Here is an 18,850-nt window from a genome sequence, read left to right as displayed (position 1 = left end):
TGTGTCTCCTCCTGTGCGGGAAGGGTGTGGGTATCAGGAAGCGGGGTGCCGTAACGCCTGGTGGTCGAACTTGGTGATCGCCCGCACGGGCACCTGCCGGATGCGGCGCAGCCGGTGCACGGTGCGCGGCGGTTCGGCCGGCGGCGTCTCGCCCTGGTCCTCGCCCCAGGACGGCGGCGCGTGGCGTGCCCCGCGTGCGTGCACTTCATGCGGTTGCGACCGGCGCAGTTCATCGGTGAGCATGATCGCTCCTGTTCATCGCGGGTTGACGACCCTGAGGTCGTGTGTGCGGAAGCGGGCCAATTCCTCCTCGGCCGCGTTCCGTACTGGGGTCGGATGGCCGCGCGGCTCGGCGAGGAGCCGGCGAGGCATCGCCGGCCCCTCTTCCGCCGCGCGTTGAGATCGAGGTTCGGTCTCATGGCCCGACGCCCCGGCGACCCGCACCAGCGCCGTGGCGGCGAGCAGAACGGCGGCCGGGAGAACGGCCACCAGGACGGAGACGGGCCCGGACCCGGGCCCCTCCGAGAACGGCCGGTCGATCAGCACTGTGGCGCCCATCGCGCCGATCACCCCACCCAGCATCGCCCACGTGCCGATGGTGCCGATCGCGGAGGCGTGCTGACCGGGTTCGGTCATCGCGGTGGTCCCCGCCAGAAGGCCGACCGCGAACGCGCCGAATCCGGCGCCCACCAGCACCGCGCCGAGCAGGCGCCACCCGTCGGAAGACGGGTGGGCGAGCAGCGGCGCGCAACCTCCGCCCAGAGCGAAGCCTCCGCCGTAGACGGCTCCGTCGTACCCGACGCGGCGGACGGCCGGGGTGGCCGCCGGAGTCGCCGCGATCATGGCCGGCAGGAGCCCGGCCGTCTCCACATAAGGCGGTCCCACGGCGAGCACGGCGAACGAGGCCGCGCCGGACGGGCAGAACGCGCCCGCCGCCGAAGGGAGTCCGCTACGTCGCCGGTGCCGCAGGTCGATCGCGCGCGCACGGCGCCGCCGCGGGGTCGCGTACGACCCCGCGCGCAGCACCGAGGCCGCGGCCGCACGGCCCGGCGAACACCGATAAAGCCGGCCCCAGGCGCTACCCCTCGTGCCGGCCAGCACGCCAGCCGCTAACGCGCTGGTCGACAGCACCGTACCGACTAAGTCGGGCACGTGCCGCACGGTGCCGGAGGGATGGGGAAGCGCCGGGGCCAGCGGCACAAGCGCAGCCACCAGTCCCGCACGGGGGACGGGCCCCCAGGAAACGAGCAGGGCGAGCCGGCCGTTCTCGGCCGCCGGCCTCCCGCTCTCTGATGGTGGCGCCAGCATTCCCGCTCCTGCGCACGCGCACCAGAACGCGACGCCCCAGGGCCTGTGGCCGGTGGGCGGCGCGCCGGGCGGCAGCGCGAGCGCGGCGGGGAACTTCGGGTCGACGCCGATGTCGTGAGCGGGCCGCCTCCTGACCCGGTGCCGCGGCCACGCCACGGCTCCCGGGACCGGTGCGGCCCTGGGTGCGCGGATGGGCGTCGGCGTCATCGCGCCGTCCCCGCGCCGGTGGTGGTCACGTTGGGCACGCTGACGCAGACCATGCGCTCGGTCAGCCCCACCCCAGGGGTGGAACCCGTCGTGGCGGAGCACGATGCCGACGAACGTGCGCGCGTCCTGGCCGGCACCGCACCGCCGGCCACCGTACGCGCGACCTTCGAGACGAGCGCGAGATGCTCGCGGCAGCGGCAGCCGACCTTGGCCTCCAGCCCCGCCACCTGGGCCAGCCTGAGGCGCAGCGGCTCCAGCGACGACCTGCGTTCCAGGCCGTCGAGGTCGTCCAGCCGGGCGGGCCAGCGCAGCGCGTCGCGGCAGCGGGCCTCCACCTCGGCCGGAAGCTCCTCCAGGGGGAATCCCTCGTGGCGCAGCCGGGTGGCGATCATGACGGCCATGAAGGCCGTCTTGTCGAAGTCGGCCAGCCGGCCCGCCAGGGCCGCGCTGAGCATCCTGGCCCGGTGGCTCAGGCAGACCGCACTCCACCCGAGCAACAGCAGCCGATCAGGTCCCGTCTCCGTGTGCCAGCCGGCCAGCCGCAGCTCGCGGGCCATCCGGTGGTGGAAGCGCCAGCGGTGACCTTGGCTGTCCAGCCAGACCTGGAGGCCACCCAGCGGCAGGCTCGCGACGTGCACGCCGGCTCCCACTGCCGGCCCGGCCACGCGCGCGCAGATCCGCTGGACCACTCGCTCCTGCCCGGTGGAGGGCTGATCTTCGAGGTACGAGGATTCCATGGTCACGTCCGGCCACCTCCTCCCCGTCCAACCGTTAAGCCACAGTTACCATTCGCTCTGATAGTCCGCTTATGGGTAGGGCTATGTCAACTGACAGTTTGCGCATAAGTTGATACCTACTCGCGGGGCAGAGCTGCCCCGCATGGCAGGGGACAGTGCGGCTCGCGTCCCTTACGCTGGAAAAGTTCACGGGCGGTGGATGGAGGTGTGCCGTGGCGAACTTCGCCGAGCGGCTCGATCTTGCGCTGACCAAGCGCGGCTTCACCGGCGCGCAGGTCGCCTCCGCCCTGACGGAGGCGGGCATCCCGATCACCCGCGCCTACGTCAGCCAGCTGCGCACCGGCAAGCAGACCAACCCGACGCTCCAGGTGCTGCGGGCGCTGGCCTCCTGCCTGCAGGTGAGCGTCGGCTGGCTGGTCGGCGACGACTACCTCGAGTCCGGCGCCGTCGAGGACCTCCAGCTGCGCGCGGCCGCCATCGGCCTGGGCGCCTCAGAGCTGTCCGAGAGCTCCCTGACCGTGCTGCGCGGCGTGGTCGAGCTGGCCCGCCGCGCCGAGGGGCTGCCCGAGGAGCCCGAGCCCCCCTCCCCCGACGACATCCCCGACGCGGCCGCGCCGCTGAGCGGGCCGCAGCGCCGGGCGCTCGGCAAGCGGCTGCACGGCCTGCGCCTGGCCGCCGACCTGTCGGTCGAGCAGGTGGAGACCGCGATCGGCAAGGGAGCCGCGGCGATCCCGGCCATCGAGGAGGGCCGGATCGCCCCCGCGCCCATCACCGTCGAGCGGCTGCTCACCCTCTACGGCGTCGCCGCCCCGCCCATCCGCGAATACGTGCTGTCGCTGGCCCGGGGCGAGCGCGAGGCCGCCTGGTACGACGCGCAGTCGGTGCCGGTCTGGCTGGCCACCACCTACGCGCTGGAGCAGCGGGCCACGGTGATCCGCACCTACCAGCCCCAGTTCGTCCCGCCGCTGCTGCAGACCGAGGAGTACGCCCGGGCGGCCGTCACCGTCTCCGGGCCGGCGACGCTCGGGCAGCAGACGGTCGACGAGGCGCTCGCCCTCGTGCTGGCCCGCCAGGAGGCCGTGGCCCGCGACAGCGGCATCGTGGTGTGGGCGGTCGTCGACGAGAGCGTGCTGACCCGCTCGATCGTCGGGCCGCACGTCCAGCTCCGCCAGATCGACCAGCTCATCGAGCACGCCAAGCGGCCCAACGTCTCGCTCCACGTGGTGCCGACGGACGACCCCGTCTACGTGCCGCGCACGGGCCCGTTCACGCTCTGGCGCTTCTCAGAGGCGTTCGAGGCGGACATCGCCTGCGCCCACGGCATCGAGTCCGACGAGTTGATCACCGACACCGCCGTGGTGGAGGCCTACCACCAGGCGTTCACCAAGCTGTCGGTGACGACGACGACCCGCGAAGAGACTTTCGAGGTGTTGAATTTCCATCGCGAGCGGCTTTCGCGTTCCCTCGGAAAGTGATCTCTTTCCCTAACGCATGATCGTTATTCGCGGTAGAAGGTTAGCCAGTTATACCGAAAACTAATGGCTTTTCCGGTTGTCATCTGCCGCCCAGCGAGGATCATAAGTTCTGGGTCATCGAGTGGGGTCCGAAAGGATCAACTTTTTCCCGAGATAGTGGGCGAGGGGAAAGGGGCAACACTCAATGCGTCAGCGTGCCATCCGAAACCTGGCGAAGCTGGAGATGACCCAAGCAAGGATCACCCGGGTTCTCGACGCTGCCACGGGTGGAAAGAACCACTTCGTGGCGGACAGAGACGCAGTGCGCCGCTACGATCAGGCCGCTCCCATCGTGACGACGGCCGCACGGGCCGTGCTCCAATATTTGTGCCGTGTGGTGCGCCATCTGGCCTGCGAAGGTGTGGACCAGTTCGTCATTGTCGGGAGTGGTGTGCCCACCGGCCTGCCGGCGGGCAGACAGTTGCACGACGTGGCCCGTGACGCCCTGCGCGGCGCGGTCCCCCGTGTGGTCTACGTGGAGAACGACCCGATGGTGCTGGCCGGAGCCCGGGCGACCATCGAGCCCGTCACCGACCTCGTACGCGTCGTAGAGGGCGACGTACGCGAGATCGACGACATCCTCGATGACCGGGTCCTGCAGACGTTCCTCGACTGGGACCGGCCCATGGCCGTGCTGCTGCTGTCGACCCACAGCCTGAACGACGACGAGTACTTCCACTACGTGATCAAGCGGATCCGGCAGGTGGTGCCCGAAGGGAGCTATCTGTCGCTGCTGCAGACCACGTTCGACGCGATCCCGCCGGAGCTGTTGACGGCGGTTCACGACCTGCTGGCGATGACGCTGCCGGGTCACGCGATCCGCAACAGGGAGGAGGTTGCGGCGTTGCTCGAAGGTCTGGTGCTGGTCGATCCGGGGTTGGTGTGGATTCCGGAATGGCGGCCGAACGGCCTCGACACCGCCTGCGCCGAACAGCCGAGTTCTTCGGGGAGTTACGGGGCCGTGGCCCGTATCCCTTGACGCCGGAGGGTTCGGCCGGAACGCCGGCCGAACCTCCGTTCAGCGCCGCCGTTCAGTCCCACCAGAACGACCAGGCGTGCGCGCCGATGATCTGCTCGGCATAGCCCTGCAGGTCACCGGGCCCCTGGACGATGTTGTCCGGGCAGAAGGCCCAGTGCTCGGCGGCCACGTGCAACGCGTGCTCGGGATCGACCGGCGGGGCGGCCACGCTCAGGTCCAGGGTGTTGAACCCGACGCTCACCACCCGGGCCCCGAACCGGTCCTCCCAGCTGCGCACCACGGCGGCCAGGGGGACCATCCACTCGTTGTGGTGCAGCGCGCCCTGCCAGCCCATCACGGCCAGCGCGTCGGCGCCCCTGGAGGCGGCGACCAGGCCGAGCGGCATCCCCTTGACGGCCAGCTCGCCCGCGAGCCAGTCGGCGACCGCCTCGGGAGCGGCCCTGAGCACCCCGGGCGGCGCGGGACCGGGGCAGATCGCCCCGAACGGGTCCAGCTCCTCCAACGCGTCCTGCGGCATCTGGACCACCCACTCCTGCCACACCTCGGCCATGAACCCCTCGGCGGTGAAGTGGTCGATCTGTCGAGGATCGTCCGGGATGATCTGTCCGACCCCCCAGGGCTGCGCCGACTCGTCCAGCAGCACCGGCCACAGCCCGCTGTGCGGCTGCCATTCGCGCATGCGCGTCCAGTCCTCGCCGGACACCGCCTCCTCGCTCATCCAGAAGGCCGGCCTGACCGCCTCGCCCTGACGGGTGTAGCCGGGATCGGGCCAGACCACGTCGCCCGGCGGCAGCCCCGCGGGCAGCCTGTGACCCCTGCCGCCGTCGGCGAACAGCCGCCCCAGCTCGCGTGCGCTCATGCCCTACCGTTCCGATACCGAATCCTGTCTCGGAGATGGTAGTCCGGCCGGTCGCCCTTGGACCTTTGACGACGCGGGAAATGCTGGCGACTGTCACAATGAGGGGCTGTGATCCCCTTTGACGCGGTCCTGTCCGATCTTGATGGAGTGCTTCGCCTCTTCGACCATGACGCCCAGGCCGGCATCGAAGCCCGGTACGGCCTGCCGCTCATGAAGACGGCCCTCGACCCTGCGCTGATCATGCCCGCCACGCTCGGCCACGCCACCGAGGCGGAGTGGCTGGAGTCGGTCGTGGTCGCGCTCGGCGGCGACGAGCGGGCCCGCCAGGCCGTGGCGGAGTTCGCGCAGGTGCGGTTCTGGGTGGACGAGGAGGTCAGGGCGCTGCTGGCCAAGGCGCAGCAGCACGTGCCCGTGGTGATCGTGACCAACGCCACGGACTCGCTGGAGCAGCACCTCGACCTGCTGGGGCTCACGTACTTCGCCGACGACGTGGTCAGCAGCGCGAGAGTGGGCGTGGCCAAGCCCGACCGGCGGATCTACGAGATCGCCGCGGAGCGGGCCGGGGTCGCGCCCGAGCGCTGCCTGTTCGTGGACGACCGGCTGCGGAACGTGGAGGCGGCCAGGGAGCTCGGCATGACCGGCGTCCACTACCGCTCGTTCCAGGACCTGGCGGCCGTGCTGGGCTAAGGGGCGGCGGCCAGGTCGAAGAAGGCGTGTTCCAGCTCGACCGCGAGGCGGAAGACGTCCAGCGCCGCCGTACGGCGATCCTCGTCCAGGTCCGCGCCCAGCCGGTCGAGCTCGCCGCGCAGGAAGGCCACCCATTTCCGGAACTCCGGGCCCTCGTGCAGCTCGATCCACTCGCGGTGGACGAAGCTCTCCGGCAGCGGCTCCTCGGCGCGCGACGCCCAGCCCAGGTAGCACCACTCGGCCACGCAGAGCACGGCGACGATCAGCAGGTAGTCCTGCGACGTCCGCACCTCGTCCATGAGCTGCCTGAACGCGGCCGTCACCGGCTCGGGCGGCGCGTCGGTCCGCCCGCCCAGCTCGGCCAGCGCCCGGTGGAAGTACGTCTTCTCCTCGGTGGTCGCCACCTGGCCGAGGAACTTCCCGTAGGGCACCCGCGCCTCGAATGTGTCCGCGCTCGCCACGGCCGCCCCGAGCAAGGCCGTGAACGCGTCCACGAACTGGAAGTCCTGCTCCAGGTAACGCCGCATGGCGTCGTCGGGCACCGAGCCCGTCGTGATCGCCATCGCGAACGGGTGTGTCACCACGGCCGTCCACTCCGGCTCGCACTGCTGCCTGAGCCATTCGCTGAAGGATCGCTCGCTCACGATCCGACCGTACCGAAGTCCTGGCCTGGCCAAACGCCAGGGGGACCACAACCCCTTCCTCCTGGAGGACACCGAGGTCCTCCAGGAGGAGCCAGCCCTTCCCTTTCCCTCTCTCAGGACCTCGGCTGAGGTGCGGCGAGGAGCAAGGGTGCGGCGGGAAGCACTAACAAGGGGGTTGTTTCCGGCGCGGCTCGCGCCAGCCGCGCCGGAAACGTTCTCGTGACCGTCGCCCCCGGCCTTGGTCGGCGAGCTGCGCTTCTCGCCAGGCCGGGGGCGACGGCGAGAGAGCGCCGCTCAGTACCCGCCGTACGGGTTCTGGGAGGACGACGACTGGCTACTGGGGGCGCTCGTCTGGTGACCCGACGGGTGGTTCGTCGGGGAGCTCGACGGCGTCGAGGTGGGCGTCGAGGTGGACGTCGGCTTCGTGCCCTGCGGGGCGATGATGCCGATCAGACCGTGCTTGGTGCCGTCGATGCCCGCGGAGAACCACATGGAGTTCTCGCCGCCGTTGGTGGCCGTGCCGGGCTCCAGGTCCCAGAGGCCGGGCAGCACGATCGGCTTGCCGTCGGCCGTGGCCAGCGCGCCCAGGTGGCGGCTGTTCTTGTACGCGTGCACGGTGCCGTCACCGAAGTTGCCGATCAGCAGCGCGCCCCGGTACTGTCCCCAGCCCCTCGGCGCGGCGGTGATCCCCCAGGGGGCGTTGAGCCCCACCCTGGAGATGCGGCCGGTGAGGCGTCCGCCGGCGTTGAAGCGGCTCACGAAACCCTTGCCCTCGCCGAATTCGGGCTTGCCGGTGGACGGGTCGCGCAGGGCCCACGACACCCAGATGCTGCCGTTGGCGATCGCCACGTTGTAGGCCTTGTACGTCCTGGGGACACCCGGGTCGCGGAACTGCCAGCTCTTCAGGCTGATGCGCCGGAAGTCCTCGTCGAAGGCGTGGATGCGCCCGCTCGCGAAGTCGGCGGCCAGCAGGAAGTCGCCGTCGTCGGTCTCGACGAGCTCCAGCCCCTTGTAGTCGGCGCCGCGGGTGAATGCCCCGATGATCGCGTTCTTCGGGTCCACGTCCTTGTTCCAGCCGGTGATGGCGCCACTCGGGCTGGAGAAGATGAACGTGGCGGGCTTGCCCTTGACGGTGAAGCCCTCTCCCGGGTTGAACACCTGGCCGGTGGGGGCTCCGCCGGGGATCCAGACCTCGGTCTGCTCCTTCTTGCCCGTGCCGGAGTAGACGGTGGCGGTGCCGGTGCCGGTGTTCGAGACCCACAGAGTCTTGCCCATGGCCAGGCCCCACGGGTTGACGACCTTGGCGTCGGTGACCGGGGCTTTGCCCTGAACGTCCGACACAAGGTTGATCACGTCGAAACGGTTCCTGGTTGTAGCGGCGTCCGCGGGAGTGGCAAGAGTCGCTCCCAGAACACTCGCGACAGCGCAGAGTGTGATGATGCGTGGCCGCATCCGTTGCCTCCTAGTTAGCGCTTGTGACGCGAGATACGCGGAGGGCCGGGGGGCGGTTCAGCCAATTCTGGAAATATCAGGACAGGAGTTTTTTCGTGTCCTGAAGGGGAGAGGGATTGACATGAACGTGTTGGGCATTGACATCGGCGGTTCGGGAATCAAGGGCGCCCCGGTCGACACCGAGGCCGGCGAGCTGGTCGAGGAGCGTTTGCGCATTCCCACGCCCCAGCCCTCCAAGCCCGATGAGGTGGCCGAGGCGGTGGCGGAGATCGTCAAACATTTCGGCTGGAACGGTCCTGTCGGAGTGACGTTCCCCGGTGTGGTCAAGGACGGGGTCGTGCTGACCGCCGCCAACGTGGACCACTCGTGGATCGGCGTGGACGCGGCCGAGCTCTTCGGCGGGGCGACCGTACTGAACGACGCCGACGCGGCCGGCGTGGCGGAGGTGGCCTTCGGGCACGGGCGTGGGGAGCGGGGGACGGTACTCGTACTGACGTTCGGCACGGGGATCGGGAGCGCGCTGTTCACCGAGGGGACGCTCGTCCCCAACACCGAGCTCGGGCACCTGGAGCTGCGGGGCAAGGACGCCGAGCACCGGGCGTCGGCGCGGGCGCGGGAGGAGCACGAGCTGAGCTGGGAGAAGTGGGCCGAGCGGGTGGAGGAGTACCTCCGGCACGTGGAGATGCTGCTGTCGCCCACGCTGATCGTCATCGGCGGAGGTGCGAGCAGGAAGGCCGACAAGTTCCTGCCGCACGTCCACATCGACACGCCCGTGCTGCCCGCCGCCCTCCAGAACGAGGCCGGCATCATCGGCGCCGCCCTGGCCGCCTCCCGCCGCTGACCGGACGCGCGGCCCGCCCGATCCCGGCCGATCGCGGGCCGGACTACCCCGCCTTCGGCGATAGCTCTTAGGGTGGATGTCCTCCAGCCGATGAGGAGAGGGTGCATGCGAAACGTCGCTCGGACCTCGCTCGTGGATGCCGCGATCGACGAGCTCCGCCGAGAGATCGCGCGTGGTGTGTGGCCGGTCGGCACCAAGATCCCGTCCGAGAGCCAGCTCGCGCAGAGCCTCGGCATGAGCAGGCTGTCCGTACGCGAGGCGGTGCGGGTCCTGGCCCATGCCGGGCTGCTGCACACCCGCCAGGGCGACGGCACGTACGTGACCGCCACCGACGAGTCCAAGGTCGCCCTGCGCCGGCGGCTGGACACGGCGGCGGCCATGGACATCATCGACGTGCGCCGCGGCCTCGACCTCGTGGCCGCCCGGCTCGCGGCGGGCAGGCGCACGGAGGAGGATCTGACCGCGATGCGCGCGGCGCTGGCCCGCAGGGACGCGGCCGCCCGCGCCGGCGACCTCGACGGGTTCGCGGACTCGGACGTGGACTTCCACCTGCGGGTCGCGGACGCCGCGCACAACGCCCTGCTCGGCGACCTCTACCGCAGCATGAGCGACGCCCTGCGCGACAGCGTCAGGGACCAGGACCAGGCGGCCCTGACCCCCGACAGCTCCCACGACGACCTGCTGAGCGCGATCGAGGACGGCGACGCGGCACGCGCGGTCGCCGTCTCCGTCGCCATCCTCGACCACCAGGAACGCGAACTTTGACCACAAAGGCGGCGTCACGGGCACACCCCGGCGCTCTCCCCACCGGTCGCGCCGCTCACCTGCCGGAGATGACGATCGTCTCCTCCGGCGAGCCCGCCGCCTCAGGCTGGTCCGATGGGCCCGACGCGCCCACGGACGGGCCCGGAGACGGGTCCGGATCGGCTTCCGTCCGGCGCGACCAGCGAGCCAGGAGCGGCACACGGGCCGGAGACCTCGGCGACGCCTCACCCGGCAGGCGCGGCTGTGTCAACAGGCCCACCAGGCGTGACGAAGGCAGCAGCCACAATCCCGCCACCACGACCAGCGCGCCACCGACGGCGGCGATCACCAGAGCGTACGCGGGCACCCCGCCCGCCGATCCCTTCCCCACACCGGTGTCACCGGCGTTCTCCTGCCCCTGCGGCACCCCAGCGGCATCAGCGTTCCCCTGCCCCTGCGGCATCCCGGTGGCACCGGCGCTCTCCTGCCCCTGCGGCGACCGGGTGATCACCGCCGAGCCCCCGTCCCGGAACCCGGGCGGCCGAACGGCCCCCCAGAACGACTGCGCCGCAGGCAGAGGGGCCGCCATCTCAGGCGGCACCGGGTTGACCTTCAGCCCGCCGGGCACGGTCAGCGTCCCCACCTCGTACGGCTGGAACAGCCCCTGGACGCCCTCCACCTTCCACACCCCTTCAGGCACCACCACCGACGTGGCATAGTGCCCTGCCTCGGGCAGGGCCGTGCCGTCGAAGAGCAGGCTCTTCCCGCCCTCCCCGGTGAACCGCAGCCCGACGGCCCCCAGATCCCCCTCGTACGGATGGGAGCCGTGCTGGAGCACCCAGAACCCCAGCGCGTACGACGTGCCGCCCTCGAACCGCGACGGCGCCGGATCCAGGTAGGTCACCGCCCACCCGCCCGCGGCGGCGGCCGGCAGGGCGCCCAGAGCCAGTGCGGCCGTGGCGGCCAGCACTGCCAGAATCCTCTTCATGGAACCACCTCCGGTACAGGTACACCGCAGGCGCGGCCCAGGTTCTGACGGGCTTGCGACATTTCCCGATACGGCGCGCACAATAGAAGCAAGGCGATAAATTCGGCGAGGAGCGAGGAGGCTTGCGCCGTGTCCGCCACCGGACGCGCATATGTGACCGCAATGCTCGACGTCCTCGTTTACGAGAACGTATTGGTGGCGTGGCGGCGAAGTACGCCCTGGGGTGGCTACATGATCGTCTCGCACGAGGGCGAGGAGATCAGACTGACCATGCGACAGGCGGAAACGTGGGCGCGGGGCGCCTTCGCCGTGTACCTGGCGCTGGTCGACCAGGGCCGCATCACGCCGCGCATCCCCCGCGGCACCGCGCAGTCGTAACCCGCCCCGGCGACCGCCCGCTCATAACCCGGCCCGGTCAATCCGTCCTGGAATTCCCGCATTCCCGGACAACTTCCCGCAAAGCGCGCGGCGTCCATTCAGGGAGTGCCTGCGGTCAGGCCGATTGGTTGTTCACGAACTCGAAGATCTTCCACTTCCCGCCCTCCTTGGTGAGCAGGAACAGCTCGCGGAAGTTCGCGTCCCCCTGCTTGCTCGTCGAGCGGACGACGGCGCCCTCGGCACCGACCTCGCGCACGTCCTCGATCCTGTGCTTGGCCGACAGCAGGTCGGTCGCGCCATGCAGCTGCTGCTGGAAGAGGCCGCGGATCGCCCGGATGCCCTGCGCCGTGGCCTCACCGTCGACCTCGACCACGGCGTTGGCGGCGAACGCGGTGACGATCTGGTCCACGTTCCCTGACTTGAGCGCGTTGAAATATGACTCGACGGCCGCGCGCGGCTGCCCGGCCACCGACGCCGTTCCCGTCGGGGACGCGGTCACAACCGCTTTCATCGCTTGCGTACGGTCACCGTCGGCGACACAGCCGGCAACCATGAGTGCGGGGACGATCGCCGTCGGCAGGAGCGCACTGCGCTGAAAAACCTTGCTCATGGCCGCTTAGATGCCCGCGCCCGTCATGAGCGAATGTGACGTTTGACCACTCCACACACCGCTTTTGCCTCATTGGGGTGTTACTCACGGTAACGGTTCACTGGATTTGCTGAGACCGGTCAGAGTTGCGATCGTTGCCGCCACGAGACCAGATCACCGAGCGCCGCCGATAGCGTCCGTCCAGTGCCGCGAATCCAGGCGAACCCGGAACCCCTCCCCCAGCGCGAGGACGCCGAACGTTGCGACAGCATCGATTCAGGACGGCGTTGCGTGCTGCCGATGGCTCATCGAAGCCCTCACGTCTACCCCCCGGTGGAGACTGGAGCATAACCGTCGGCCGTCGGCCGCGCAGCCGATATACCAGAACGGCATCGCCGAACGATGGCCCCTACGGCAAGCCTGATCGGCCGCGGCCTCCCGAACGCGAGGAAGGCGGTCCCCGGGCTCCTCGACCGGCTTCCGGAGCCGTGACGGTTCTCTGAAAGCCCTGGAAGACCTGGAAAGCGGTGCTCTACCAGCTGCCCGGCCCGGCGTCGCAGGCGCCGGCGGCGGTGCACGTGACGGAGGTGCCCCCTGCGCGGGTGCGGCCAAGCCGCGCCCGGAACCACCCGCACGTGACGCTCAGCGGGAGCAGGCCGTCACGAACGCACAAATGCGGCCGCGGGTGAGACCTCCTCTCACCCCGACCGCACCTGAACGCTGCAAAGCGCGCGACCTCGCCGAGCGGGCGATCAACCCGCTGAAGAACTACACGCCGACCTCCACCCCGCCGTCCGCCACCCGTACCGAGTAGACCGGCACGGACACCGCGTCCTCGTCCAGGCAGCGCCCCGACACCAGGGAGAACACCTGCTTGTGCAGCGGCGAGGCCACGGTCGGCTCGCCCTTCCTGGTGCCGACGATGCCGCGCGAGAGCACGTACGCGCCACTGAACGGGTCGAGGTTGCCCAGCGCGTGCAGCACGCCCTCGTGGGTGCGGAAGACGGCCACCTGCACGCCGTCCACCAGGGCGCAGACGCCGCGTTCCGGCACCATGGCCTCGTAGTCGCAGATCCGGGTCCAGCTCATCGGGCCATCACCGGCTTGATCTGGCCGCGCTCGCTGGCGAAGACGATCGACGGGTCGGGCACGCCGGGGGCGTTGACGAAGCTGACGAACCTGTTCAGCTTCTCGGGGTCGTCCAAGGTGGCCGCCCACTCGTCGGCGTAGGTGGCGATGTGGTTCTCCATCTGCGCGTCCAGGTCGGCGCAGATGCCGAGCGAGTCTTCCATGATCACCTCTCGCAGGTAGTCGAGGCCGCCGTCGAGCGACTCGAGCCAGGCGGACGTGCGCTGCAGCCGATCGGCCGTGCGGATGTAGAACATGAGGAACCTGTCGATGGTCCTGATCAGCTCCTCCGAGCTCAGGTCCGTGGCCAGCAGGTCGGCGTGGCGGGGCTTGAAGCCGCCGTTGCCGCCGACGTACAGGTTCCACCCCTGCTCGGTGGCGATGATCCCGAAGTCCTTGGACCTGGCCTCGGCGCACTCGCGGGCGCAGCCGGAGACGGCCGACTTGAGCTTGTGCGGCGAGCGCAGGCCCCGGTAGCGCAGCTCCAGCGCGATGGCCATGCCCACCGAGTCCTGCACGCCGTAGCGGCACCAGGTCGAGCCCACGCACGACTTCACCGTGCGCAGCGCCTTGCCGTACGCGTGGCCGGACTCGAACCCGGCGTCCACCAGCCGCCGCCAGATCTCCGGCAGCTGCTCGACCCGGGCGCCGAACAGGTCGATGCGCTGCCCGCCGGTGATCTTCGTGTAGAGGCCGAAGTCGCGGGCCACCTCACCGATCACGATGAGCTTGTCGGGGGTGATCTCGCCGCCGGGGATGCGCGGGACGACCGAGTACGTGCCGTTCTTCTGCATGTTCGCGAGGAAGTGGTCGTTGGTGTCCTGCAGCGTGACCCGCTCGCCTTCGAGCACGTGGCCGTTGTAGAGCGAGGCCAGGATCGAGGCCACGGCCGGCTTGCAGATGTCGCAGCCCCTGCCCTGCCCGTGCTCGGCGATGATCTGGGAGAACGTGGTGATCTTGCGGACCCGTACGATGTCGAACAGCTCGGCCCGCGAGTACGTGAAGTGCTCGCACAGCGCCTTGCTGACCTCGACGCCCGACTTCTCCAGCAACTGCTTGAGCATCGGCACGCAGCTGCCGCAGGTCGTGCCGGCGCGGGTGCAGGCCTTGATGCCGGGCACGTCGGTGACGCCCTTGTCGGCGATGGCCGTGCGGACGGCGCCCGCGCACACGTTGTTGCAGGAGCACACCTGCGCCTCGTCGGGCAGGTCGAGACTGGCCCCGGCCCCGCTGAAGAGCAGGTCGGACGGCGAGGCGGGCAGCGCCTTGCCGACGAAGGGCCGCAGGGAGGTGTACGGGGAGGCGTCGCCCACGCAGATGCCGCCGAGCAGCGTCTTGGCGTCGTCGCTGATGAACAGCCTCTTGTAGACGCCGCCCACCGGGTCCATGTAGGTGACGTCGAGCGCCCCGGACATGGCCCCGAACTGCGCCACCTCGACGCCCAGCAGCTTGAGCTTGGTGGACATGTCGGCGCCCTCGAAGGTCGAGGCCCCGCCCATGATCCGGTCGGCCGCCACCTCGGCCATCGTGTTGCACGGCCCCACGAGGCCGTAGACCATGCCGCCGACGAGCGCGCACTCGCCGACCGCGTAGATCGAGGGGTCGGAGGTGAGCATCGAGGAGTCCACCACGATGCCGCCCCGCTCGCCGACCTCCAGCCCGGACGACCTGGCCAGCTCGTCACGCGGCCTGATGCCCGCGGAGAAGACCACGACCTGCGCGTCCACGACCGTGCCGTCCGGCTTGCGCAGCCCGGTGACCTGGCCGTCCGTGGTGATGATCTCCTGGACGCCCGCCCCGGCGTGCACGCTGAGCCCGAGGCCCTCGATGTGGGACTTCAGCACCGCGCCGCCGCCCTCGTCCACCTGCCGCGGCATCAGCCAGGGGCTCATCTCCACGATGTGCGCCTTCAGACCGAGCGCGCGCAGCGCGTCGGCGGCCTCCAGGCCGAGCAGCCCGCCGCCGATCACGATGCCCTCGGCCGCGTCCTTGGCGGCCACCCGGATGGCGTCCAGGTCGTCGATGGTCCGGTAGACGTACGCGTGCTCGGCGCCGGGCACCGGCGGCACGAACGGCGACGACCCGGTGGCCAGCACGAGCACGTCATAGGGCTCGGTGCCGCCGTCGGCCAGGGTCACCTCGCGGGCGTCCCGGTCGATCCCGGTCACGCGGGTGCTCAGCCTCGTCACGACCCCCGAGGGGACCTCGTAGGTGAGGTCCTCGACGGTGGTGCCGGAAAGGTAGGAGGTCAGGGCCACCCGGTCGTAGGCCGGGCGCGGCTCCTCCCCGATCACGGTGATCCGCCCGTCGAACCCCTTGTCCGCAAGGGTCTCGACGAGCCGGTGGGCCGTCGGCCCGTACCCAACGACAACGATCCTGCTCATACAGAAACCCCTTCCTGCTCACACAGCCAGCCGACGATGCCCTCCACGGCGTCTCGGCAGGTACCGCATCCGGTGGTCGCCCTGGTCGCGGCCGCCACTCCGGCCACGTCGCGGGCCCCGGCCTCCCAGCACGCCCTGATCTGTCCCTTGGTCACGTTGTTGCACTGGCAGACCTTGGCCGCGTCCGGCATCAGCGTCGGGCTGTCGGCCACGGGCGCCGACGACAGCCCGGGGAACAGCAGCCCCGCCCGGTCGCCCGGCACCGGCGCGCCGCGGTCGAAGAGCTGGGTGAGCGTGCCCACGGCGTCGCTCTCGCCCAGCAGGATCGCGCCCACCAGCCGCCCGTCGCGGATGACCAGCTTGCGGTAGGTGCCGCGGGCCCGGTGGCTGAAGCGCACCACCTCGGCGTGCTCCTCGGTGAGCTGGGTCTCGCCCATGGCGGCCAGCTCGACGCTCCTGGCCTTGAGCCTGGTGACCAGCCGGGAGCCCCGGTAGAGGGCCTTGCCGCCGGTGATGACGTCTGCGGCCACGGCGGCCTGCTCCCAGGCGGGGGCGACCAGGCCGTACACGGTGCCGTCGTGCTCGGCGCACTCGCCGACGGCGAAGATCGACGGGTCGTCGGTGCGCAGCTCGTCGTCCACGACGATGCCGCGCCGCACCTCCAGCCCCGCCGCGGCGGCCTGGCCGGTGACGGGGCGCACGCCGCAGGCCAGCACGACGAGGTCGGCCTCGATCAGCTCGCCGTCGGCCAGCCGGACGCCGTCCTCCCGCACCGACTCCGCGCTGACGCCGGTGCGGATCTCCACGCCGAGCCCGGCGAGCGTCTCGCCGAGCACCTCGCCCGCCTCGACGTCGAGCTGGCGCTCCATGAGGTGCCCGGCCAGGTGCAGCAGCGTCACGGGCAGGCCGCGCCCGGCCAGCCCGCGGGCGGCCTCGATGCCGAGCAGGCCGCCGCCGACGACCACGGCCCCGCGGGCCTGGTCCGCGGCCTGCATGATGCGCTCGCAGTCGTCGAGCGTGCGGAACGGGATGGCCCGCTCCACGCCGGGGATCGGCGGCACGACGGCCTCGCTGCCCATGGCCAGGACCAGCAGGTCGTACGGCTCGCGCCGCCCGCCCTCGGTCACCACGTGCCTGGTCTCCCTGTCGATGTGGGCGACCGCGTCGCCGAACACGGCCTCGACGTTGTGGGCGTCGTACCAGGAGGATTCGAGCAACCTCACCTGCTCGGGACGCGAGCTGCCGGCCAGCACGTTGGACAGCAGCACCCTGTTGTACGGCCGGCGCGACTCCGCGCCGAAGATCGTGATCCTCATGTGCGGGTCCCTGGTGCGCACTTCGCTGACCAGCCGTGACCCGGCCATCCCGTTGCCGACGACGACGAGCCTCATGTGTCCCTCTCCACCCTGACAGCGCAGACCTTGAACTCCGGCATCCTCGATGCCGGATCAAGGGCCGGGTTGGTGAGCCGGTTGGCGCCCTCCCAGTGGAAGGGCATGAAAACGGTGTCGCGCCTGATGGTGTCGCTGATCCTGGCCACGGCCTTCCCCTCGCCTCTCCTGCTGCTGACCCGTACGACGTCCCCGGGCGAGATGTCGAGCTGCTCGGCCAGATCCGGGTGCAGCTCGACGAACGGCTCGGGGGCCGCCTGGACGAGCGATGCGATCCTGCGGGTCTGGGCGCCGCTCTGGTAGTGGGAGAGCACCCGGCCGGTGCTCAGGTAGATCGGGTAGTCGTCGTCGGGCTCCTCGGCCGCGGGCCGGTGCTGGACGGGCACGAACCTGGCCCGGCCGTCCGGGTGGGCGAAGGAGTCGAGGAACGGGCGCGGAGTGCCGGGGTGCTCCGGCTCCGGGCAGGGCCAGAAGACGCCCTTCTCGGCGGCGATGCGCTCGTAGGTGATGCCGGAGTAGTCGGCCGCCCCGCCCTTGCTCGCCCGGCGCAGCTCGTCGAAGATCTTGACCGGCTCGGTCTCGAAGCGGTGGCCGAGCCGGTCGGCGAGCCCCGCGAGCACGTCGAGGTCGCTCCTGACACCCTCGGGCGGCGCCACGGCCCGGTTGCGGAGCAGGACGCGGCCTTCGAGGTTCGTCATGGTGCCGCTCTCCTCGGCCCACTGCGTCACCGGGAAGACCACGTCGGCCAGCGCCGCGGTCTCGGACATGACGAAGTCGCAGGTCACCAGCAGGTCGAGGGAGGCGATGCGCTCGGCCACGTGTTCGGCGGCGGGCGCGGAGATCACGGGGTTGGAGCCGAACAGCAGCAGCGCCCGCGGCCCGCCTGGGGTGCCGAGGGCGTCGAGCAGCTCGTACGCCGACCGCCCGGGCCCCGGGAGGCTGTCGGCCGGGACGCCCCACACGCCCGCCACGTGCTCGCGGGCCGCCGGGTCGTCGATCTTGCGGTAGCCGGGGAGCTGGTCGGCCTTCTGCCCGTGCTCCCTGCCGCCCTGGCCGTTGCCCTGCCCGGTCACGCAGCCGTACCCGGAGCCGTGCCGGCCGGGCAGGCCCAGCGCCAGCGCCAGGTTGATGAACGCGGTGACCGTGTCGGTCCCCTTGGCGTGCTGCTCGGCGCCGCGCCCGGTCAGGACGTACGCGTTGCCCGCCGCGGCCAGCGCCCTGACCGCCTGCCGCATCCGGTAGACCGGCACCCCGGTGATCCGCTCCACCCGCTCCGGCCACCAGGCGGCCAGCGAGGTGCGGACCTCCTCGAACCCGGTGGTCCTGGCCGCCACGTACGCCTCGTCAACGAGCTCGTCCGCGATGGCCAGGTGCAGCATCCCGAGCGCGAGGGCCAGGTCGGTGCCGGGCGTGGGCTGCAGGTGCAGCCAGGCCAGCTTGGCCGTCTGGGTGCGCCGCGGGTCGATGACGATCATGCGCGGCCCGCTCAGGTGGCGCACGAACGGCGGCATGGTCTCGGCGACGTTCCCGCCGGCCAGGAGCACGACGTCGGCCTCGGCCAGGTCGGTGATCGGGAACGGCATGCCGCGGTCCATCCCGAACGCCCTGATCGAGGCGGCGGCGGCCGACGACATGCAGAAGCGGCCGTTGTAGTCGATCTGGCTGGTGCCCAGCGCGACCCTGGCGAACTTGCCGAGCGTGTAGGCCTTCTCGTTGGTGAGCCCGCCGCCGCCGAACACGGCCACGGCGTCGGGGCCGTGTTCGGCGCGGATGGCGGACAGCCGCTCCGCCACGTGGTCGAGCGCGACGTCCCACTCCACGGGCTCGCCGTGCAGGAGCGGGGTGGTCAGGCGCTCGCCGTTGGTGAGCAGCTCGCCCGCGGTCCAGCCCTTCTGGCACAGCGCGCCGGAGGCGTTGGCAGGGATGTCGGTCCTGGGGCTGATCGCCAGCCCCGGGCCGATCTCCATGCCGCACTGGAGCGCGCAGTACGGGCAGTGGGTCTTCACGGGCTCGGCCATCA

General features: G+C 70.9%; 18 protein-coding genes. 6 read left to right on the top strand and 12 right to left on the bottom strand.

What is annotated here, in order from left to right; genetic code table 11:
- Positions 1–33: 33 nt before the first annotated feature.
- Genes ACIBQ1_RS50525 through ACIBQ1_RS50515 form a run of 3 tightly spaced genes read right to left on the bottom strand, consistent with a single transcriptional unit; the run spans position 34 to position 2,258 of the window.
- Entirely contained in the window at positions 34–243 is a 210-nt protein-coding gene (locus ACIBQ1_RS50525) for a hypothetical protein (RefSeq protein ID WP_397289189.1), read from the bottom strand.
- A gap of 12 nt (positions 244–255) precedes the next feature.
- Positions 256–1,515, bottom strand: a complete 1,260-nt coding sequence (locus ACIBQ1_RS50520; protein WP_397289187.1) for a hypothetical protein — start codon at positions 1,513–1,515, stop codon at positions 256–258.
- Positions 1,512–2,258 (bottom strand): hypothetical protein, encoded by a 747-nt coding sequence (locus ACIBQ1_RS50515; protein WP_397289185.1) that lies wholly within the window; start codon positions 2,256–2,258, stop codon positions 1,512–1,514. Before ACIBQ1_RS50515 ends, ACIBQ1_RS50520 begins: the two co-directional genes overlap by 4 nt.
- Positions 2,259–2,464: 206 nt before the next feature.
- Here ACIBQ1_RS50515 and ACIBQ1_RS50510 point away from each other — a divergent pair, with 206 nt between their 5' ends.
- On the top strand, positions 2,465–3,727 hold the full coding sequence (locus ACIBQ1_RS50510) for a Scr1 family TA system antitoxin-like transcriptional regulator (protein WP_397289183.1): 1,263 nt from the start codon (positions 2,465–2,467) through the stop codon (positions 3,725–3,727).
- Positions 3,728–3,911: 184 nt separating this feature from the next.
- Positions 3,912–4,745, top strand: coding sequence for an SAM-dependent methyltransferase (locus ACIBQ1_RS50505; RefSeq protein WP_397289181.1), 834 nt, complete (start codon positions 3,912–3,914; stop codon positions 4,743–4,745).
- Positions 4,746–4,797: 52 nt separating this feature from the next.
- Here ACIBQ1_RS50505 and ACIBQ1_RS50500 read toward each other — a convergent pair whose 3' ends face one another.
- Positions 4,798–5,604 carry a DUF4253 domain-containing protein gene (locus tag ACIBQ1_RS50500; RefSeq protein WP_397289179.1) on the bottom strand — a complete coding sequence of 269 codons (807 nt, stop codon included), beginning with the start codon at positions 5,602–5,604 and terminating at the stop codon, positions 4,798–4,800.
- Positions 5,605–5,712: 108 nt separating this feature from the next.
- On the opposite strand from ACIBQ1_RS50500, the gene ACIBQ1_RS50495 reads away from it, so the two are divergent.
- Positions 5,713–6,291: an HAD family hydrolase gene (locus ACIBQ1_RS50495; RefSeq protein ID WP_397289177.1), complete on the top strand. Its 579-nt coding sequence runs from the start codon at positions 5,713–5,715 to the stop codon at positions 6,289–6,291.
- On the opposite strand, the gene ACIBQ1_RS50490 is transcribed toward ACIBQ1_RS50495, so the two are convergent.
- Positions 6,288–6,935 carry a TenA family protein gene (locus ACIBQ1_RS50490; protein ID WP_397289175.1) on the bottom strand — a complete coding sequence of 216 codons (648 nt, stop codon included), beginning with the start codon at positions 6,933–6,935 and terminating at the stop codon, positions 6,288–6,290. The genes ACIBQ1_RS50495 and ACIBQ1_RS50490 overlap by 4 nt on opposite strands.
- A gap of 294 nt (positions 6,936–7,229) precedes the next feature.
- Positions 7,230–8,288 (bottom strand): TIGR03118 family protein, encoded by a 1,059-nt coding sequence (locus tag ACIBQ1_RS50485; RefSeq protein ID WP_397289173.1) that lies wholly within the window; start codon positions 8,286–8,288, stop codon positions 7,230–7,232.
- Between the two features lie 220 nt (positions 8,289–8,508).
- Between ACIBQ1_RS50485 and ppgK the strand changes: the two genes are divergently transcribed.
- Together ppgK and ACIBQ1_RS50475 are read left to right on the top strand one after the other, a co-directional pair.
- Positions 8,509–9,228 (top strand): polyphosphate--glucose phosphotransferase, encoded by a 720-nt coding sequence (ppgK, locus tag ACIBQ1_RS50480; RefSeq protein WP_397289172.1) that lies wholly within the window; start codon positions 8,509–8,511, stop codon positions 9,226–9,228.
- Between the two features lie 105 nt (positions 9,229–9,333).
- Entirely contained in the window at positions 9,334–9,993 is a 660-nt protein-coding gene (locus tag ACIBQ1_RS50475; RefSeq protein WP_397289170.1) for a FadR/GntR family transcriptional regulator, read from the top strand.
- A 55-nt stretch (positions 9,994–10,048) separates the two neighbouring features.
- On the opposite strand, the gene ACIBQ1_RS50470 is transcribed toward ACIBQ1_RS50475, so the two are convergent.
- Positions 10,049–10,960 carry a hypothetical protein gene (locus ACIBQ1_RS50470; protein ID WP_397289168.1) on the bottom strand — a complete coding sequence of 304 codons (912 nt, stop codon included), beginning with the start codon at positions 10,958–10,960 and terminating at the stop codon, positions 10,049–10,051.
- A gap of 231 nt (positions 10,961–11,191) precedes the next feature.
- On the opposite strand from ACIBQ1_RS50470, the gene ACIBQ1_RS50465 reads away from it, so the two are divergent.
- Complete coding sequence (locus ACIBQ1_RS50465; protein WP_397289166.1) at positions 11,192–11,338, top strand: hypothetical protein; 147 nt, start codon at positions 11,192–11,194, stop codon at positions 11,336–11,338.
- Positions 11,339–11,453: 115 nt separating this feature from the next.
- On the opposite strand, the gene ACIBQ1_RS50460 is transcribed toward ACIBQ1_RS50465, so the two are convergent.
- The 5 genes from ACIBQ1_RS50460 to ACIBQ1_RS50440 all read right to left on the bottom strand — a co-directional run bounded on the left by ACIBQ1_RS50460 (position 11,454) and on the right by ACIBQ1_RS50440 (position 18,848).
- Complete coding sequence (locus ACIBQ1_RS50460; protein WP_397289164.1) at positions 11,454–11,849, bottom strand: nuclear transport factor 2 family protein; 396 nt, start codon at positions 11,847–11,849, stop codon at positions 11,454–11,456.
- An 846-nt stretch (positions 11,850–12,695) separates the two neighbouring features.
- Positions 12,696–13,016, bottom strand: coding sequence for a nitrite reductase small subunit NirD (nirD, locus tag ACIBQ1_RS50455; RefSeq protein WP_397289162.1), 321 nt, complete (start codon positions 13,014–13,016; stop codon positions 12,696–12,698).
- Positions 13,013–15,439, bottom strand: coding sequence for a nitrite reductase large subunit NirB (nirB, locus tag ACIBQ1_RS50450; RefSeq protein ID WP_397289160.1), 2,427 nt, complete (start codon positions 15,437–15,439; stop codon positions 13,013–13,015). The genes nirD and nirB overlap by 4 nt, the downstream gene beginning before the upstream one ends.
- Positions 15,436–16,830, bottom strand: a complete 1,395-nt coding sequence (locus tag ACIBQ1_RS50445; RefSeq protein ID WP_397289158.1) for an FAD-dependent oxidoreductase — start codon at positions 16,828–16,830, stop codon at positions 15,436–15,438. Before ACIBQ1_RS50445 ends, nirB begins: the two co-directional genes overlap by 4 nt.
- The gene (locus tag ACIBQ1_RS50440; RefSeq protein WP_397289155.1) at positions 16,827–18,848 is read right to left on the bottom strand and encodes a molybdopterin oxidoreductase family protein; all 2,022 of its coding nucleotides are present in this window, start codon (positions 18,846–18,848) and stop codon (positions 16,827–16,829) included. The genes ACIBQ1_RS50445 and ACIBQ1_RS50440 overlap by 4 nt, the downstream gene beginning before the upstream one ends.
- Positions 18,849–18,850: the final 2 nt, after the last annotated feature.

Origin of the sequence: Nonomuraea sp. NPDC050153 (genome assembly GCF_044460125.1) — a bacterium.
In the GTDB taxonomy this organism is placed as follows: Bacteria; Actinomycetota; Actinomycetes; order Streptosporangiales; family Streptosporangiaceae; genus Nonomuraea.
The sequence above is the reverse complement of the archived record's forward strand: the minus strand, read 5'-3'. Positions and strand labels throughout refer to the sequence as shown.

What these genes read in the sequence shown, in the direction of transcription:
- ACIBQ1_RS50525 (WP_397289189.1), bottom strand. Translation starts at nt 243, where the DNA reads ATGCTCACCGATGAACTGCGCCGGTCGCAACCGCATGAAGTGCACGCA.
- ACIBQ1_RS50520 (WP_397289187.1), bottom strand. Translation starts at nt 1,515, where the DNA reads ATGACGCCGACGCCCATCCGCGCACCCAGGGCCGCACCGGTCCCGGGA.
- ACIBQ1_RS50505 (WP_397289181.1), top strand. Translation starts at nt 3,912, where the DNA reads ATGCGTCAGCGTGCCATCCGAAACCTGGCGAAGCTGGAGATGACCCAA.
- ACIBQ1_RS50500 (WP_397289179.1), bottom strand. Translation starts at nt 5,604, where the DNA reads ATGAGCGCACGCGAGCTGGGGCGGCTGTTCGCCGACGGCGGCAGGGGT.
- ppgK (WP_397289172.1), top strand. Translation starts at nt 8,509, where the DNA reads ATGAACGTGTTGGGCATTGACATCGGCGGTTCGGGAATCAAGGGCGCC.
- ACIBQ1_RS50475 (WP_397289170.1), top strand. Translation starts at nt 9,334, where the DNA reads ATGCGAAACGTCGCTCGGACCTCGCTCGTGGATGCCGCGATCGACGAG.
- ACIBQ1_RS50470 (WP_397289168.1), bottom strand. Translation starts at nt 10,960, where the DNA reads ATGAAGAGGATTCTGGCAGTGCTGGCCGCCACGGCCGCACTGGCTCTG.
- ACIBQ1_RS50465 (WP_397289166.1), top strand. Translation starts at nt 11,192, where the DNA reads ATGATCGTCTCGCACGAGGGCGAGGAGATCAGACTGACCATGCGACAG.
- ACIBQ1_RS50460 (WP_397289164.1), bottom strand. Translation starts at nt 11,849, where the DNA reads ATGAAAGCGGTTGTGACCGCGTCCCCGACGGGAACGGCGTCGGTGGCC.
- nirD (WP_397289162.1), bottom strand. Translation starts at nt 13,016, where the DNA reads ATGAGCTGGACCCGGATCTGCGACTACGAGGCCATGGTGCCGGAACGC.
- nirB (WP_397289160.1), bottom strand. Translation starts at nt 15,439, where the DNA reads ATGAGCAGGATCGTTGTCGTTGGGTACGGGCCGACGGCCCACCGGCTC.
- ACIBQ1_RS50445 (WP_397289158.1), bottom strand. Translation starts at nt 16,830, where the DNA reads ATGAGGCTCGTCGTCGTCGGCAACGGGATGGCCGGGTCACGGCTGGTC.
- ACIBQ1_RS50440 (WP_397289155.1), bottom strand. Translation starts at nt 18,848, where the DNA reads ATGGCCGAGCCCGTGAAGACCCACTGCCCGTACTGCGCGCTCCAGTGC.